This is a genomic window from Anoxybacillus andreesenii, from assembly GCF_030813005.1.
GTDB classification, from domain to species: Bacteria; Bacillota; Bacilli; order Bacillales; family Cytobacillaceae; genus Robertmurraya; species Robertmurraya andreesenii.
This window is the reverse complement of record NZ_JAUSTU010000020.1, coordinates 36,754-54,228: the sequence shown is the minus strand read 5'-3', so window position 1 is coordinate 54,228 and position 17,475 is coordinate 36,754. Positions and strand designations below refer to the sequence as shown.

Sequence of the window (17,475 nt, the reverse complement as noted above, 5' to 3'; positions counted from 1 at the left end):
TTCGCAGTACCCGCACTACCCATCAGCTATACACTTCCGCCACAACGGTATGTTAGGGACTTGCACCCATTAGAGAGATGCGCTGCCAAGCGCACAAAAGAAATTGATGAACCCTTTCCATTAATTTCTCTAATACATTATCAGGCCAATTTAGGAATTCTTTAAAAAATGTTTCTATAGGATAGGCAGATGAATGAATGGTAATAGGAGATTGGCTTTCACCAATTCTTGCACAAACTCCAATAATATTAATCTTTCCTTCTCCATCTCTCTGTAATTCTGCACGAAAATCAACTCTTCTATCTTTGATTTTAATTAAATCGATTCCTTTCTGGATGATAAATTCCCTATCACCAAAAAACCTGTAAATTTCCTGAATTAAATCTTGCCAAGATTCCGCTTGACCTGTATACATTTTATTCAAATAGTAGCTATACTCGAATTTCCAATTTGGCTTTCTCTGGATTCGGAAAATCCATTTCCCCCTGCCACCACGTACTCCTTTTAAATAAGCTTCATTATTCCGTAATAAAAACTTTCTCAAATCGTGTTCCCTTTGATACAAAACCGAATATGGGAGATATTTTCTAACCTCATTTATTTGACTCAGATCTCGATAAACCTCCCATTTATCGAAGTAGGATTGGGAATTGACCTTTACTACTTGATGTTCATCAAGAATATCTTCCATTTGTTTTGCGCTAAATTTGTTTGGTCCGCCACCTCCACCTCGATGGTAGAGAACGTCAGGTAGAGGGAAATCATCTTGCTTCCATTGGTTTGAATCTATATCAAAGCTAGTGCCTACAATAACATTCTTCTTAAAATTAAAGTCTTTAATTGAGAAGAAAAATAGGGTAACACCTGCCTCAACACTAGCTTTAGCCAATTCTTGAATTCTTTCGTAGCTTCTGAATTTATAATTCTGGTTATTCAATCTTCTAATTACTGAATTACTAACAAAAGTACCCACAATCGGACGTTTTAAAGGCACCATTAGTTCCGTCATTAATTCTGCCCTCCCTCATACTTTTTACTTGGCTTTTTTTCGTAGAGATCTAATTCTGTTATACAGAGTCTTGTCAGGAAGGAGCCCGAAATTACCTTGAATGAGGGGTTCATTGTTTACCTCATAAATCCAGATCTGCTTCTCCGTGTCCAACCCAATATCAACAGCAAACTCCCAGTTTCTAGGATAGATAGGACTCACTACTTTTACAGTTTTTAAAATACAATCATGAAGCCTTTCTATCACTTCTATCTGCTCCTCTTCACTGTAATCAAGTAGTTGAGTAAATAAGGTCTCCAATGGTGTTGGGGTTCCTCCAATGTGAGAAGTTGTGACAATATTTCCAGGTGCACCTACCCTGGCACAAATTCCACCGACCACCCACTTCCCGCGTACACGAAGGGCATGACACCTTAGGTCAAAATATCGAGAATCCTTCGTTATACTATTTATCCCTTGTTGAACGATGTAACGGGTATCCGAAGTTAACTCCTCTACTTCTGACCATAATTGGGAGAAGCGAGCGAATTCCTGTTGTTTCTCTTCATTACTTGTGCGAAGAAGATAGGAACTTGGGCCTGCCCGTTCGACTCTTATAATCCCCCTAGATTTTCTGCCTTGATCAGGCTTTAGATACAACTTTTCATATTCATGGATCATATCCGAGAGTGTTCTTTCAGAAAGGATCTCTGTCGCAGGAAGATACATGTTTGTTTCCGAATGACACTGGAGAACATAAGCGACCGTTGATTTACTTTTCACTTGATGCCTTCCAATTGGCATAAAATCACCCACTTATATCATATTTTTTATTAAGATCACGAACGTTCTTGGTTCTCACGAATCCATTTTTTAGCATCAAGATATTTTTGATATGATACTTTATCATTTACTTTTTCGAGACCCTTAGAGTCTGGATTGGTGTTTGCCTCAATAAACCATACCTTTCCTTGCTTATCGATTGCCATGTCTAAACCAAGCACTAGCAACGGAAAGGATGACCCCAAAACATGTACAATTTGGTGGGATAGATCGGTTAATTCTCGGAGTGTACTTATTGGATTCAATTTTTGGTCGTTTTTTTGCAGGACTTCTTCCAATGGCAAATCATAATTTCCCTTCGCTATATTAGTGACTACAGCATCTTTCTGCTTCGCCACAACTCCGGACATAAGAGAAAGCCGCCAACAATTCATTACCTTTTGCATCACCACCCGAATATGAAAAGGGCCTTCGTTAAAAGTGGCTAGATCTATTCCTTGTTGTACAAGATAAGACCTCCCGGTACTAAATCGACCCCTTAAATCCTTTACAAGTTCGGGGAAAGAAACTATTTTTGTAATATTTTCATAGGATAACTCATATTCAGAGTTGCTGATCCGCTTGACCCGACTAATCCCCGAACCTTTTCTACCTTCATTCGGTTTGATGTAAACTTGAGGATAGGATTGCACCATTCTCTTAAGGTTCTCCTTAGAAAACCAATGGGTTTCTGGGACATGACGAGAGAGGATGGGATCCTCCAACAAAGGGATCGTTTTTTTCATCTTGCTTCTAATAATTTTGTGCACGTGCACTTTTTTAACCTCCTTGATTGCAATTAACCTGCTAGTCCAAATCTAATCAAAACGGCTTGGATGGGAAATTATATTTGACTCGCTATATTGTATTTACTTTCTTCAAAAATGAAATAGTTAATTAGCCAATTTAGATTTCTAAAAGCCGGTGAAGTTTTTTAAACCTATGTAGGAAGAATGGGATTGGAGTCATGAAGAAATAAAAATCGTCAATTTTCGGAGAACTTGCAGTAGATTATTAGAAGAACTTAAAAAGAAGCCAGAATAAAGAAGTTTATCAAATCTATATCTTTGATACTAGTTATATACGCTTTGTAATGTTACATATAAAGAATTGTAAAAAGGGGCTATCCAAAAAGTCAGAGTAACTGACTTTTTGAATAGCCCCATCATTTCATATTCCGATTATTTATGAAAATTCATTCCGGAGAATTATGAACAGATTCCGGGAGTTTATGAAAATTTACATCAAATCGCTTCCGTCCCCCACTTATTCTCTTCTTCAACAAAGAGGATTCCGAGCTCGTGATGATCCCCTTCATAGAGTGCTCGTTGCACGAAACGAACTTCGCCATGAACATCGAGGACCTCTAGCTTACAGTGGGCACGATTCCGTTGCAATGCCTCATAAAATCCTTTTTCGTCGTGAATGGCTGTTCCGTTCACCTTTGTGATCATCTCTCCAACCTGTAAAGCCATTTTGCTAGCGGGCGATTCAGGCAGAATCCCCAGAATCATGAGCCCATTATTTCTTTTTGAGAAATAGAATGGGAGATTTTCATCGACAACCCGCTGTCTTAGGGAGAGAACTTCTCTACCAATTATGGTGAGGGCCACGACAGCAATGGACAAGATTGGGTACCAGTAGCAACCGATTGATAAAAGGGCTAGGAGAATTCCCAAGCCCACCACTCTTTTACCGGTCGTTTGAACACTCTCTTTTGGCAGCATTCCTTGAATTTGCTGGTGGAATCCAACTGCAAACGGGACGAGCAATATAGAATAGGATTCGGCTCCTATGTTGATAACCGGCCACCATTCAAACGGAGGCTGTAAGGCGGTACCAGGTACAAATAGAAATACTGGAACAAGCCACAATCTTTTTACTTCATGAACCCCGACCTGCAGGCCTCTCTTACTTTTCATTAATTTAGGAGACGTTCCCTTCTTCCCATTTAAAATGATGAGAAGTCCCTCGCCAATCAGTAGTAGCGTTAGCAAAACTGCAATGGACGGATAAATTTTTTCATCTAATTCTGCAAACGAATTTTGAAAGAATGGTACATTCCACTTTTCCTTACCAGCAAAGATAGTGAGGAAAAAAGCAAGGCCGACCGTAAAGACAGGTGATAGAAGACGAAGCTTCGTTGTCAAACTCAATAGTAGCGTAAGGGCCGCTATGAAAAAAATGGTGGCAAAGGGAACGGCAAGCCCTAAACCGAAGGTAAGGATTGAGATTCCAACTCCTACAATCATTCCCACCGGGAGGAGCTGCCTCAATTCGAAGTAAGCATTCTCCGCACGAATACTGAAGTTCTTCCGCTCCCTCTTAACCCTTGAAACGCCTAATACAGCTGCCACGAAAAAGCTAAAATAAAATACTGGATGAAGGAACAGCTTGAGCGTACCCTTCAGAAACTCTATCAACCAATCTAGCCCCACATCTGCCACCTACCTTTTATCATAAATCAATAGGGTGAAACTCTCATCTGTCCACCCCAGAAGGACAAATCCAACAAAAAGTCCACCGGCGGTACCTGGTACCACCTTTATTTTACCAAATGTTAGGCAGTAAGGGCAGAGGAAAATGCATGTACTTAGGAAATAGTCTATTAGAATGAGCGAAGCTAGCAATTTAGTAGGAATTGCTAGCTTCGAATATAAGGATTTTGTTAATAGCTTACGCCTGTTCTATTGTGGGTTTTCTCGAATTCCGTCATATTCGGATCAAAAAACTTATCTGTAAAGGCCGCAACAAATTGATCGTTTTGGATGTAGCCTGATCCCCATGTCGGATCCATGGTCAGCCAGCTTCCATCTACTTTCGCTTCCACCCAAGCGTGATTGGATGGCCAGAATCCGCTGAAGGCTGTCCCTTCTATGAATCTTGCTTCAATATTGCTTGCTCGAAGCAAAGCAACAGCCAAATATGCGTAGTCCTGACACACGCCTGTTTTTTCCTCGAGTGTTTTCAGTGCACTGTCATCCCATTCAAATTCATTGTTCTTCATTTTGCCAACATCATAGGAGACATTCTTCGCTACATAATCATAAATGGCTTTTACCTTTTCCCGTTCTGTATTGATTCCTTTTGTGATCTCCTTTGCCAGCTGTGTGATTTCTGGAGCATCTGATTCGATGCCCCTTGAAGGGAGCAGATCGCGTTTATCCTCACCGGTAGATTCGACCTCAAATTTAGCAAATCCAAAATAGCGAAAGCGATTGCTATTCTCTTCCTTAATTTCTGGGACACTCACCGTAATTTCATAGGTCCCAGGTCCAAACCTTAAATAGAAGGAATCATCAAAGGAAAAATTCTCGACTGGAATGACATCTAGCGCCTCATCTTCTCCTTTTTTCGATGTGATATAAATATGGCTCGTGTCTTTCGCAAATTCTGCTTTTGGATCGATCGTCCCTTTAATCCTGTATTCACCATTCGAGACTTCACCACCAAAGGTAGGATAATCCAAAGTGACCCCTCGCTCCACGTAGACATTGGAGTATTCAATCGGCTTCATCACTCTATCTGACTCATTATCTATTAATATAGTTGTCGCCACCTGGTAATAATTATCCCGTTTGGTATCCGGAACTAAGACCTCTAATTCATGCAGACCCTTTCCGTAAAAAAGCGGGACTTCATATTCAAATTTCCCATTTTTAACTGGAATCACATGCTGCCATTTTTCCGAATCCTTTAACAGGTTGAGCATGATCATGTCCTGATCGGATAGATTCTTCACCTTTCCTTTTATTATAAAGGTTTCGTTCTTCTTCACATAGCTGGTCTTCATGTCAACGGATAATCCTGCCGCATATCCAAACGGAGTATATGAAACATCACGCTTCATTTCTGGATTCACATTAACGACATCAAAACTGGCCGTATCATAATAATAATTCTCTGAATCGGTACTCGGTAACTGAACGGTTACCTGGTATTCACCTTCCCCATTGAAAAAGTGAATCGTCTGTTTAAATTTTCCTTCCTGAATCGGAGCATAATATTCATGCTGGGATCCTGCTGGACCCTCCTCATTCGAACGGACTTTGATCCAGGCAAAATCTGATTTTAGCCGATCCGATTGTTCAATCTTCCCCTCTACCGTCACTTTGCCGTTCACCGCAAAATTCTTGTACTTTGGCTTGCTAATGGTTGCTCCAATTTCCTTACTATATGACGTCAGCTCTAGAGGCATAAGCTCAAGTTCATTGTTCTTTTTTTCAGCTAATTGTTCATATTTATCTGCTTGTTCCTTTGTTTTTGAGTTGCTTGTGCTTTTGTTGCTACAAGCGGCCATAAATACAACACTACAAAGAAAACAAAATAAAATGAATCGCAATGATTTTTGCCTCATTTTTTCCTCCTTAACATGTTCGTGTGTTCTATAGGTTTTACGAACAACCTTAACGGAAGTTCCTAAGACTTACGACTCTATTTCATCTGCCAAAAAATCTGTCTTTTTTGCTACTTTCATATTCAAGTAATTAGTTCTTCATAATTTATTCATAATTCGTTGTTATCATTTTCCTATGACAAACGACTTAGTGTTTCAGGAGGATAGCATTATGGCCAAAAGGCACTCGATAAAGTTTAAACTAGGACTTTCCATTATCATTATCATCGGAATTTTTTCAGCCGTTTCCACCTTAGCTGTATTGAATTTCGGGAACCTCATCTCCAACAATCTGGAAGACAAAAAGTCATGGGAAGTCTTATCCATTATTGATGGGCTACAGGAAACAACAAGGGAGGCTGGGATCACGATACAGCAGTCTGATGAATCCCCTTCGAACGTGATTAATAACCTTCGAACAGACATCGACAAGGATTTTGAATCACTATATAGCCTGACAGCCGATAATAGCGAACAACAGCAATTACTAAAGAAAAGTGAACATTACATAAATGATTTCTATTCAAAAATCGAAGACATCATTACTTCAAGTTCGGCGGATGATGAAGCGACCTTGAAAAACAAAATTATGGAGGCGGCTCGACCCGCAGATATGACAGGTGACAACAAGACCGACGAATTCCAGGATTCCCTTACCAAAATTACGGACATCGAAAATGCTGAGCTACTTGAACGAGACAATCAGACAAAACAGCTTCAAAGCCAACACAACAGGTGAAATGGTTCTTAAAGCTGCATCTGTCGGTGAGATTTCTGTGAATGATGCTGTGTCCGCCATTATGACCGTACAAGGCTCCTCCAAAGATGTTCTAAATGTGATGAGCCAGCTCAAGAATTCCTCTAAGGAGATTGAAAAAATTATTGGTCTCATTACGAGCATTACGGAACAGACCAGCTTACTCTCCTTGAATGCTTCCATCGAAGCTGCACGTGCTGGCGAAGCGGGCAAAGGCTTTGCCGTCGTTGCGAATGAGGTGAAAAAGCTTTCTGAAGAAAGTAAGCATTCCGCTCAGCAAATCCAACTCATTGTTGATGAAATTCAGCAAAAGATGCAGGCGACAGACGAAATCATTAAGGAAGAGCAAACCTATATTCTAGCTAGCTCGGAAAAGGTCATGAAAACATCGGAAGAATTTCATAACATCCTTACCTATATTGAAAGCATCTCCGACAAGATTGGTACGATGACCGCCGCCTCCCAGCAGCAATCAAGCATCACGAATGAAATGACGGCTGCCATTACAGAATTATCGGAAGGACTGCAACAGAATGCAACCACTTCCCAAGCCATAACCATGGGTGTCCAGCAGCAAACCGAAATCTACAGAGAAATTGAGGACCGGATGGAAAGACTACAGGAAGTATCAAATGAGCTTAAAAGACATACGAATCGATTTAAAATCTAGCTTGGCGACTTGGGCGAGTCGAACAAAGAGACAGGGCTGTTGTTCTGTCTCTTAAACTTTTTTGTCACTTTATACCCAACCCCACGACTAAAGGTCCCTATTATTATGAAACAGCAATCTAGTATTATCAAAAAATGTAAAATCAAAATCAGCGAGGGAAATAATATCCCATCGCTGTAGTGTGAGTTGTACCCTCTATGTAAACCATTAATCATGTAAGCAGTCTTTAATTCCATTAAATAATATATCGACAGCATTTATGATAAAGTGTTCTAGATCTTCGAATGCCTCATGACGATTAAAGTGTTTATCCAAAACATGAAAATAGATGGTGACGATTAAATCAGCAACAAGAGATAGATTCGCATCATTTCCCTGCTTGCTTCCTTGCACCAATATCCTTTCATAAATTCCGGAAAGATTTTGCCTATTTTGAGTTTCCAGCTTATAAACGATTTCTCCCCCTTCTGAAATTCCCTTTAATGTAATTCTTGCGAAGACCTGGGATTGCCTAACCCCATTAATATCCTCTAGAAGGACGGCGATAATCTTGTCCTTTGTACTCATTGTTGAAGGAAGCTTCTCAGCAAAACGACTTAAGATTTTTATTTGGTTTTGTCCAAATTTTGCAAGAATGTCTTCCTTTGAAGAAAAGTAATTAAAGAAGGTCCCTTTAGAGACTCCTGCTAATTCACATATTTCAACAAGAGTAGTATTGGGAACCCCTTTTTCTTGGAAAAGTTTCATGCCCGCATCATATATTCTTTCTTCCATTTGTTGTTTTTTGTTTGCAGCTCTTCCCATTTTCATTTTCATCACCAACTTATACATTAATATTACTAAATGAAGCGCAAAAAAAGAAACGCTTTTTACAGCGCTTGCTTAAGAATACAATATTAAATGCTCCCAAGTGTGCCTATATAAAGTTCACCCTGAAAGTTGGAAACAATCATATGGACCTCAGCAGCTACAATCAAAAGATGGTTTGGTGACCTTCTTGTTTGTTCTCATACCAAATTTTGATATGGGTGAGAATAGTAAATATAAGAAAGAAATTCATGACCCATACATTTAAAAAGGGAACCAATCCTCCAAATTCAATCGTATGATAGCCTTTCATAATGAGGACAATATACGCTTCAACAAAAACTAGGACAAAACCTCCAGCAAAAGCCAGCACCGTACGAACCATGACCATTCTCTCCTTTATCGCCATATGTACTGAGTATAAATTGTATACACAATTTATACTCAGTACATATGTTAAATCTTATTATGATAAAGATCAATCTATTTCTCGTTGTTCACAAAATTTCTTTAATTTTAGTTTTCCTAGGATAGAGTTTTTACTTCTTACTATCCAAACCATCCTGCAATTTTCTTAAATCCTAATTTCACCACATTTATCCCACCGATTACAGCCGCTCCCGACATGAATGTCTCACCCAAGCTACCCATCTCCATTATGAAAAGCAAACAAAAAGACAGGGTATTAACCTGCCTCTTAAACTATCGCCATCATGAGTCGCCATACGAGGAAAAATGCAGCTATGGAAAGACCGCCATAGATCGTACTCTTTGTGATTTTATTGCCTTTTTCATTTATTCCAGCAAAATCAATGGCAGCAAGAATTAGACCAATAAATAAAAGTCCTAAAAAGATAGACAAGTTCCCTCTTTGACTATCTAGTTCGAATTCCCAGTTTTCATCTGCAACTTGAGAAAAATAAAAAACTAACAATAAAACTACCAGACCTAAATAAGAATAGGTAACAATCGTAAACTTCTTTTTGTCCATATATTCTCCTTAATACCAATTACTATTGTAATGGTTGGTGATGAACGCCTGCTCCTAACCTACCATGATTTGCGTTTGTCTGTGGCTGAAGGATAGGATCCTTTACATCCTCAACATCTTGAATATCCTCAACAGGTTCGTTTGTTTTTGTATCAGTTGAATTATCCGATGGATTTTCAGAAGGGCTCTGTGAAGATTCCTAATGTGTTTTCTGGTGTTGTTTTTTTGTTTTTTCTTCACCTGTCTCACCCAGGCTCTATCTCCATTATGAAAAGCAAACAAAGAGACAAGATATTAACCTGTCTCTTAAACTATCGCCATCATGAGTCGCCATACGAGGAAAAATGCTGCTATGGAAAGACCTCCATAAATTGTACTCTTAGTCACCTTATTCCCCTTCTGGTTAATTCCTGCAAATTCTATTGAAGCTAGAATCATTCCAATCAAAAGAAGGCCAGCAAATATCATTAAATTTCCTCTTTGACCATCTAATTGAACCTTCCAATTTTCATCTGCGACTTGAAAAGCATAGATGATAAATACAATCACGACCAAAACAATATAACAATAGGTAAAAATTGAGAACTTCTTTTTGTCCAAGGTTTCACCTCATTTAACGAATCTTTTATGTTTTATACTATTTGTAGTTTTGAAATACATCGTTCTTAGTATTATTGCTGTACTGGGTGAGGTTTGATCCCTCCACCACCTCGATGATGAATTGGGTTTCTTTCTGTTTGATCCACAGGAGTATTTGGCTCCTTAACGGGTTCATTAACTTGCGGCTGTACAGGCTCCTCTATTGGATCTGTGGATGGACTTTGCTTAGGTTCTTCAATTGGTTTTTCTTTAGGCGGATTGGTCTTGCTGTCTTCTCCGCCACCCAATAGGTCTTCAATCCAATTCTGAATTGGCTCTTCCGCACCTTTCGTTACCACTTCTTCCGCAAATGGATTTGGTATATGACCAAATAGTTTTGATAAGGCCCCTAAAGAGATCAAGGAAGTAAGCGTACCGGAGACAAAGCTCTGCCAGTTAGACCATTCTCCATTTTCAATGACTCCTCCCAGCCAGTTTTCAAGCCCACCTGTAATACTAATGGTAGCAATTAATGACCCGCTTAATGCAAGCCCTGTTGCTAAAACCGGTGCAAAGAATCCACCAGTAATGGCTCCTAATATAGTATCAACTGCTAAGGATTTAAAATCGAAGGCTTCACCGCCAAGCAATTGTCCTATGATATTAATCACAGCGGATCCAAATCCCGATATGGTGGCACCCATTGCAACTTTCCCTAGAAATCCTCCACCTGCATATCCAGCTCGGATCTGCCCCCATACTGGCAATCCTTTAAACCACCGCCAACCAGCAACCGCCTTCCTACTCAACCATGGAAATGCCACGTTCCTCATCCAGCCCCAGACTGATTGACTGCGGGCAACCATCCATGGGACCGCTGTGTTTCGAATCCAAGACCACGCCGCTGGTGCTGCAGTATGTCTTAACCATGTCCAGGCCGCTGCAAAAGCACCCGTTGTCATACCGAAATATCCAGCTGCTCCACCGATAAGTGAAACAAAGAATGCCCCAAAGAAATTATAGTTATCACCAGCCAGCCATTGATACAGGAATCCAGCCCCTAATGCAAGACCACCAATGACGGCAATGACTGCTAAAGCGGGCCAGCTTCCAACGAAAACAAATACTCCTACTACAATTGCAACGGTGGCCAGCACCCCCGCAATAATCGTCTGGAACCATTTATTTTCCTTCACCCATTCCAATGCATCTGAGAAAAAGCCACCAATCGCTGATCCTACCTCTTTGAACCATTCTCCAATATTACTTCCAACCTCTAAAAACCAGTCCCCAATATCGCTTCCGACTTCGGAGAACCAGTCTATTGCTCCATCCGAGGCTTCACCAGCCCAATCTAGAAATTCATTCAATTGTTCCCCGATAGTGGCTCCAAATTCATCCAACAGTTCTAATCCATCACTACCGATATCTTCCAACCAATTCCAAGCCTTTTGCCACCAGGGGACGTCTTCTCCGCCGCCACCGACGGATTCACCCTTCCCATCGGAAAGCTCTGTTTTGTGAATGTTTTGACCATCTGTTTGTACTTCTTCAACATTAGCATAAATGGGTTGCACTAAGAATGCCTGGAGATACATGAGTAATGAAAAACAAATAAAAAACCCCATCCATTTCTGCCTATGTGACATGAATTCGCCTCCTTCACCTTCCTTATGTATGAAATGCTTCATGATTAACTGCAGGTAATTTTGCCTCGATATCCTTCTGGTTCCCCAATTTTAGCTGATGACTCAGAAGTAATGGCAGGTACCTCCTTATCAGGAACCGTTGTATATTTCCCTTTGCGTTCCGTTTCTACGAATATTCGAAAATCCTCAGGGATAAATTTTATATCCTTTAACTTATCGTTTTGATTCTTTTTTGCGTAATCCTCTGCTTCCTTTTTGGCATCTTTTAAATGATCACGAACAACCTTACAGGACATATCAGAAACTTCCTTATCCTTAAAGAAAAACTTCATCGCCGTCTCCGCCACGACCTTCACAGAATGGTTAAGGAGCCATGCCCTGACATCGCCCGGCATGTTTTTTCCTAAGGCTCTTTCCTTCATCTTCACAAACATGTCTAATATTTCCTCCGTTGATGGCGGGGATGGCGCAGGTGTTTCCGGATCCCCATCATCAGCGTAGGAGGCCAATACATCAGCTAAAAATCTTTCCCATTCTGCTCCCAGTTTCTCGAGCTCCTTTTGGGTTTCCTCTTGTAAATGCTCTTTCATGTATTTATTGGAGGTTTGTGCGGCTGCAATGGCCGCAGCATCTGCCCCTGTCTGCGTGACTCGTTTATTGATAAAAACATTGGAAAAATCAAAAAATAAGAAACCAAAGAAAAGGGCAGCGAGAACCATGCCCACCATAATTATGAGTGTTCCGCTGCCTCGTTCATTTTTGATATAGGATTTGAGTTTTCTAGCCATTCGGTTTTTCCTCCATCGGCATCACCGCATCGACTGTATACGTAAATTCCATTTCTTTGATAAAAGGAAGCTTCACAATCGGAGCGGTAATTTCGACAAATACATGTGCATCCTTTGTTCCCGGACCTCCTGTAACATTCACTTTTATCCCCGAAGCAGACCTTTTAGCAACTTCCATCCACTCGGGATCATGGATCGCAGCTGCCCTTGCCCCGTCTCTTGCAGCAGATTCTCCGACGACTAGGGAAAAAGCTATGAGTCCAATTTGCCAAATGATCAAGATGGATAAAATGATCAAAGGGAACATGGCGACAAACTCAATCGCTTGTGAGCCTCGTTCATTTTTGACGTATTTTTTATAAATTCCCTTCAAAAAATCACCTCATCCCATCTACCATGCTTCTATTACAATCCTTCAATCATGTCTTTGAGTTTCTTTATGATACTTTTTCCGAGTGACGTATCTCCCTGAAGTCCAGCGGCAATAACACCCATAATCGCTAGAACAACGAGGCCGAGAGCGACCCACTCTAGTGCCTGTGCCCCTTTTTCATTGTTTACATAACGAATATACGTCTCGTTCATTTTGTTCCATGCCTTTTTAAATAACATCTTTCATCCTCCTAATATCGTTTAATAGTTTAGTTGTTTCATATAAGAGCTCTTCTAAAAGAAGAAATGATCCAATCCAAAGGCTTCCGGATTGTAGATTAAATTCAGTGCTAACAGGCCGAGAATTAGGCCAATAACTGCTGGAGCAATAAAAAACGTTGTAACCAGAGTAATTAAAGGACTTGCCTTAGCCGCTTTTTCCTTAGCAATAAAGCCTCTTGTTGCTCTTAAATCTGCTGCCTGCAGCTTGAAGGTTCGTGAAACGGGAACTCCTAAGGTAGAACCTTGAATTAGAGCATTAACCAAGGAGTGCAGTTCCTTCGATGAACTCCGATTAATTAATCCCTGATAAGCAGAAAGCCGCGGAACTCCGAGTTCAATCTCCTTGTTAAAACGATCGATTTCCTCACTTAATGGTCCTTCAAATTGCTTCGTTACTTGCTTTAGTGCTCCATCAAGGCTCACTCCAGCTGACAGTGTGACACTGACCGTATCAAGAAAATCGGGCATCATGACACTGATCATTTCCTGTCGGTTTTTTGCTTTAAAATATATCCAAAGGTTTGGACCAAACACCCCCCCAATAATCGAAAAAAGTATGATAGGCAAAGCAAATGGAAGGCCGATGAAGCTATAGAATGAGCCAAAGGTGAGCCCAGCCATCGCCAAAACAAAACGGAAACCGTAAAAATCCTGAAGCTGAAGTCCCAAAGGATTCCCAGCTTGACTTAACAGTATTTCTGTCTTTTGTACATCGGAAAACAGTGGATATTGAATACCGATTGGTCCAGCCTTCTTGCCCCATTTCACAAAAGGGCTGATAATGCGCTCTCGAAGTACTTGTTTTTTCTTTTGTTTTTTCTCCGAAAAACCGTTTGCCTTCAGGAGATTATCCTTCTTCGCAATATATAAATATAAAAAAATGAAACCGATAAACATTAGGATCAAGATTAAGCCAAACATAACCGTCGAAAAAAGACCGAGAAATCTCATACCCTTACACCCTTATCGTTGTAATTCGTTTGATAATGATAAATGCTACAAAGACCATTGCTGAGAACCCGGCAAAGACAAGCATTCCAAATGGAGTAAATAAAACGTTTAGAAATCCTTTAATGAATAAATTCATCATCATCGCCATTAAAAAGGGCATGAACATAAGAATGTATGCGATCGAACGACTCTCTGCGGTAATCGTATGAATTTCCTTATGCACCCGACTTCTCTCCTCAAGCGTTTCCGCCATATTGGTGAGAACCTCAGCAAGATTTCCACCTACCCTTTGTTGAATCAAGATCGTACTAACAAAAATTTTGATATCATTGCTTGAAACTCTTTCCCTAAATTCATTCATCACTTGGTCTAGACTATCTCCTAGCTTCAGCTGGTAATCCATTTGTTGAAACTCTAATTTGCTCGGCGCTTTAATATCCCTTCCTACCATTTCAATCGCCTGGGGAATTGTTTGTCCTGCCTTAATGCCATTTGCCATCATTCGACAAACCTCTGGAAGCTGCCCATTAAAGCTCTCCGTCCTTTTATTTTTCCGTGAATTCAAATACAGCTTGGATCCAACCGCGACAATGAGATAGGCAAATAAGAGACTCATCAAGAAGTAAAGTCCTAGAAAAACAACATTGACAAAGGTTAGTGCGGCTAATAACAGGATGTATATTCCCATATACTCAGATGGCTTTAATGGGATATCTCCTTGCACAAGCTTCTTTTTTAATGTTTCAGCAAGCTCTGAGTCATCAAATTTATCTCCAATCAGAAGAACAAAGCTCTTTCTCTCCTGTTGCTTTTTCTTTTCAAACCAGTGATTGATTTCCTTGTAGGCGCGGCGTGTTCTACTGCCTTGAACCATGTAGTAAATTCCAGCGATCATGGTAAAAATGCTTCCTGTTAATGCCATCCAGCTTGCATTCATTGAAATACACCACTTTCTAAATGGTTCACCTGGATACCAAATGATTGAAAACGTTCCAAGAGCCTTGGTCTGTAATCGGTTTTCACGAATTGGCCCGTGACCGTTCCATCAATTAAGGTCGCTTGACGCTCAAAGCGGTAGACATCCTTTAGCAGGATTTGCCCCTGCTCTTCAACGATCTCAGTGATATGAACAATTCTTCTTTTTCCATCTGAAAATCTTGAGGTTTGCACGATTAAATCGAGAGCTCCCACAAAATAGCCGCGAATGACTTCAACGGTTAGTGGAAGTCCGGACATGATAACCATGGATTCCAATCTTCCTAATGCATCCTTTGGACTGTTCGCATGAATCGTTGTTAAAGAGCCTTCATGACCCGTATTCATTGCCTGAAGCATATCGATCGCTTCAGAGCCGCGCACCTCTCCAACAACAATCCGGTCGGGACGCATCCGCAGAGCATTCTTTACGAGATGGCGAATCGTGACTTCCCCTTTTCCCTCCATATTCGGCGGTCGTGCTTCTAGCCTAACTAAGTTGTCATAGTTAAAGCGAAGCTCTGCCATATCCTCGATGGTGACAATCCTCTCCCCTCTTGGGATGGAAGCAGACAGAACGTTTAACAGGGTTGTTTTTCCACTCCCTGTTCCTCCGGAAACTAGAATGTTGGCTTTTGCTTGCACAGCCGCCTGCAGAAACTCCGCCATTTCATCTGAAAAGCTACCAAAGCCTTTCAAGTCATCGAGGGTGTAGGGATCCTTTTGAAACTTCCTAATCGAAATTGAAGGACCATCCACACTGATCGGCGGAATAACGGCATTGACACGGCTCCCGTCCTGTAGCCTTGCATCGACCATAGGTGAGCTTTCATCAATTCTTCGGCCGAGTGGCGCAATAATGCGGTCAATGATATGTCTGACATGGTTATCGTCCTTGAACTTCACTCTTGTTTTTTCAATCTTACCGTTTTTCTCGATAAAGACCTGGTTCGCTCCGTTGACCATGATTTCTGTAATGGATTCATCCCGTAGCAGTCCTTCAAGAGGACCGTAGCCAACTGATTCATTGATGATTTGCTGGATGATTTGTTCTGTTTGGTCTGAAGTGATGATGACCTTTTCTTCGTTAATCATTTGGGTGACAAGGCGCTCGATTGTTTTCTTTCGTTCGACTGGAGGAAGCATCGTGATTGTTTCTAGGTTCGCTTCCTTAATTAAGCGGTCCTTATAATGTCTGACCCAAACATCAATTTGTGACTGGCCAACATTCCATTCCTGCTGACTTTCGTAATTCCTTGCTCCTAGTACCGCTGCCTTTTCAATCCAGGACATGCTGTCACCTCTTTGTCCGTTTTATGAGCTCATCCGTATATTTTTTGACATCCTTGGAAACCTTTGTTGAACCTTTATCCTTTGCTTTTTTAAAAAAGGCCCCTCCCATATTAATGTTTGGCTGTATGGAGAAAAAATCAGAATGAATCAGTCCATGGACCTCTTGATCCAAAATTCTTGAAATATCCTTCTCCGTTAATTCCAGCTTCGGATGAACGCGATTGACAAGGAGTGAAAGCTGGCCATTTTTTCCGATTTGGAATCGTTCAAATAACTCTGATGCATACTTATATGCCCTCATCCCCAGACTATCTGGAGTCAGTACATAATGGACATGTGTTGCTTCATTTAAGCCCGTGAAGGACAAATTGTTAATTGTGGATGGAAGATCCAAAATAACAAAATCATATTGGCTTTTCGCAATACGAATGAGTCTGGCGATCAGCTCATCTGGGATTTGCTCCGCCTTTGCTGGATCGGTCGGTCCCGTAACGAGCGTCAAGTTCGCTTCTTCAATATAGTGGCCGATGTTTTGAATATGTCTAACATCCATTTCCTCCATGACTGGAATAAGGTCATAGTAGGAGCGAAAAGGCTGGCTTCCAAAAAGGACCTCAATATTTCCAAACTGGGCATTCAAATCGATGACCAATACCTTCAATTGATGATGGATGCTTAGTGACTGGGCCACCATTGCAGCGAGTAGAGTCTTCCCGCTTCCACCCTTTGCACTGTAAAACGCATGAACTTGCCCCGAACCGAAACCAGATTCCGTCTCTTTTTGAAACATGAATTGGTTGTTTAGCTCTTTAACGAGCGCATTTAGACGATGTTCTTCTTCTGGAAAAATGATTAAATCCTTCGCACCTGCAACAAGCCAGCTTCTTCCGACCTCAAAATCATGCTCTCTTGTTAGGCCAATTAATACACTGGTAGATGGGACCTGCAGCTTTTTGGGATCCTCTATAGCCTCCACATCTACAAAGATGTAATGGAAATGCCGCTGCTCTAGAAATGTCTTTTTCCATTCGGAAACCGTTGTGACTTCAATTTGATCATCATTTAAGCGATTGCTTAATTGCTCTTTCCAGACTTGATTCTTTGTTATGAATAGACCTTTGAAATTACTCAACTAAACGCATCCTTCCTGTATAT

The 17,475-nt window shown here is 40.8% G+C and carries 19 protein-coding genes; 2 read left to right on the top strand and 17 right to left on the bottom strand.

Annotation, left to right across the window (positions count from 1 at the left end; genetic code table 11):
- Positions 1–52: 52 nt before the first annotated feature.
- The 5 genes from J2S07_RS17065 to J2S07_RS17045 form a co-directional block, all read right to left on the bottom strand.
- Positions 53–997, bottom strand: coding sequence for a YheC/YheD family protein (locus J2S07_RS17065; protein WP_307151614.1), 945 nt, complete (start codon positions 995–997; stop codon positions 53–55).
- Positions 998–1,033: 36 nt separating this feature from the next.
- On the bottom strand, positions 1,034–1,792 hold the full coding sequence (locus J2S07_RS17060; protein ID WP_307151613.1) for a YheC/YheD family protein: 759 nt from the start codon (positions 1,790–1,792) through the stop codon (positions 1,034–1,036).
- Between the two features lie 35 nt (positions 1,793–1,827).
- Positions 1,828–2,586 (bottom strand): YheC/YheD family protein, encoded by a 759-nt coding sequence (locus tag J2S07_RS17055; protein WP_307151612.1) that lies wholly within the window; start codon positions 2,584–2,586, stop codon positions 1,828–1,830.
- A gap of 468 nt (positions 2,587–3,054) precedes the next feature.
- Positions 3,055–4,248, bottom strand: coding sequence for a PDZ domain-containing protein (locus J2S07_RS17050; RefSeq protein WP_307151611.1), 1,194 nt, complete (start codon positions 4,246–4,248; stop codon positions 3,055–3,057).
- Between the two features lie 230 nt (positions 4,249–4,478).
- A complete protein-coding gene (locus J2S07_RS17045) occupies positions 4,479–6,167 on the bottom strand; it encodes a transglutaminase domain-containing protein (protein ID WP_307151610.1) in 1,689 nt (562 codons plus the stop codon).
- Between the two features lie 211 nt (positions 6,168–6,378).
- On the opposite strand from J2S07_RS17045, the gene J2S07_RS17040 reads away from it, so the two are divergent.
- A complete protein-coding gene (locus J2S07_RS17040) occupies positions 6,379–6,945 on the top strand; it encodes a CHASE3 domain-containing protein (RefSeq protein ID WP_307151609.1) in 567 nt (188 codons plus the stop codon).
- Complete coding sequence (locus J2S07_RS17035) at positions 6,896–7,633, top strand: methyl-accepting chemotaxis protein (RefSeq protein ID WP_307151608.1); 738 nt, start codon at positions 6,896–6,898, stop codon at positions 7,631–7,633. Before J2S07_RS17040 ends, J2S07_RS17035 begins: the two co-directional genes overlap by 50 nt.
- A gap of 207 nt (positions 7,634–7,840) precedes the next feature.
- Here J2S07_RS17035 and J2S07_RS17030 read toward each other — a convergent pair whose 3' ends face one another.
- From J2S07_RS17030 to J2S07_RS16975, 12 genes are all read right to left on the bottom strand, one after another.
- Positions 7,841–8,443: a TetR/AcrR family transcriptional regulator gene (locus tag J2S07_RS17030; RefSeq protein ID WP_307151607.1), complete on the bottom strand. Its 603-nt coding sequence runs from the start codon at positions 8,441–8,443 to the stop codon at positions 7,841–7,843.
- Between the two features lie 163 nt (positions 8,444–8,606).
- Positions 8,607–8,825 carry a hypothetical protein gene (locus J2S07_RS17025; RefSeq protein ID WP_307151606.1) on the bottom strand — a complete coding sequence of 73 codons (219 nt, stop codon included), beginning with the start codon at positions 8,823–8,825 and terminating at the stop codon, positions 8,607–8,609.
- A gap of 312 nt (positions 8,826–9,137) precedes the next feature.
- Complete coding sequence (locus J2S07_RS17020; RefSeq protein ID WP_307151605.1) at positions 9,138–9,431, bottom strand: hypothetical protein; 294 nt, start codon at positions 9,429–9,431, stop codon at positions 9,138–9,140.
- A gap of 306 nt (positions 9,432–9,737) precedes the next feature.
- Positions 9,738–10,031 carry a hypothetical protein gene (locus tag J2S07_RS17015; RefSeq protein WP_307151604.1) on the bottom strand — a complete coding sequence of 98 codons (294 nt, stop codon included), beginning with the start codon at positions 10,029–10,031 and terminating at the stop codon, positions 9,738–9,740.
- A gap of 71 nt (positions 10,032–10,102) precedes the next feature.
- Positions 10,103–11,659 (bottom strand): phage tail tape measure protein, encoded by a 1,557-nt coding sequence (locus J2S07_RS17010; RefSeq protein WP_307151603.1) that lies wholly within the window; start codon positions 11,657–11,659, stop codon positions 10,103–10,105.
- A 44-nt stretch (positions 11,660–11,703) separates the two neighbouring features.
- The gene (locus J2S07_RS17005) at positions 11,704–12,447 is read right to left on the bottom strand and encodes a pilus assembly protein TadG-related protein (RefSeq protein WP_307151602.1); all 744 of its coding nucleotides are present in this window, start codon (positions 12,445–12,447) and stop codon (positions 11,704–11,706) included.
- The gene (locus tag J2S07_RS17000) at positions 12,440–12,820 is read right to left on the bottom strand and encodes a TadE/TadG family type IV pilus assembly protein (RefSeq protein ID WP_307151601.1); all 381 of its coding nucleotides are present in this window, start codon (positions 12,818–12,820) and stop codon (positions 12,440–12,442) included. Before J2S07_RS17000 ends, J2S07_RS17005 begins: the two co-directional genes overlap by 8 nt.
- A 32-nt stretch (positions 12,821–12,852) precedes the next feature.
- Positions 12,853–13,059, bottom strand: coding sequence for a hypothetical protein (locus tag J2S07_RS16995; RefSeq protein ID WP_307151600.1), 207 nt, complete (start codon positions 13,057–13,059; stop codon positions 12,853–12,855).
- A 54-nt stretch (positions 13,060–13,113) separates the two neighbouring features.
- Entirely contained in the window at positions 13,114–14,052 is a 939-nt protein-coding gene (locus tag J2S07_RS16990) for a type II secretion system F family protein (RefSeq protein ID WP_307151599.1), read from the bottom strand.
- Between the two features lie 4 nt (positions 14,053–14,056).
- Positions 14,057–14,989, bottom strand: a complete 933-nt coding sequence (locus tag J2S07_RS16985; RefSeq protein ID WP_307151598.1) for a type II secretion system F family protein — start codon at positions 14,987–14,989, stop codon at positions 14,057–14,059.
- Positions 14,986–16,320 (bottom strand): TadA family conjugal transfer-associated ATPase, encoded by a 1,335-nt coding sequence (locus J2S07_RS16980; RefSeq protein ID WP_307151597.1) that lies wholly within the window; start codon positions 16,318–16,320, stop codon positions 14,986–14,988. Before J2S07_RS16980 ends, J2S07_RS16985 begins: the two co-directional genes overlap by 4 nt.
- A 4-nt stretch (positions 16,321–16,324) precedes the next feature.
- Positions 16,325–17,452, bottom strand: a complete 1,128-nt coding sequence (locus tag J2S07_RS16975; RefSeq protein ID WP_307151596.1) for a CpaE/TadZ family protein — start codon at positions 17,450–17,452, stop codon at positions 16,325–16,327.
- Between the last annotated feature and the right edge of the window lie 23 nt (positions 17,453–17,475).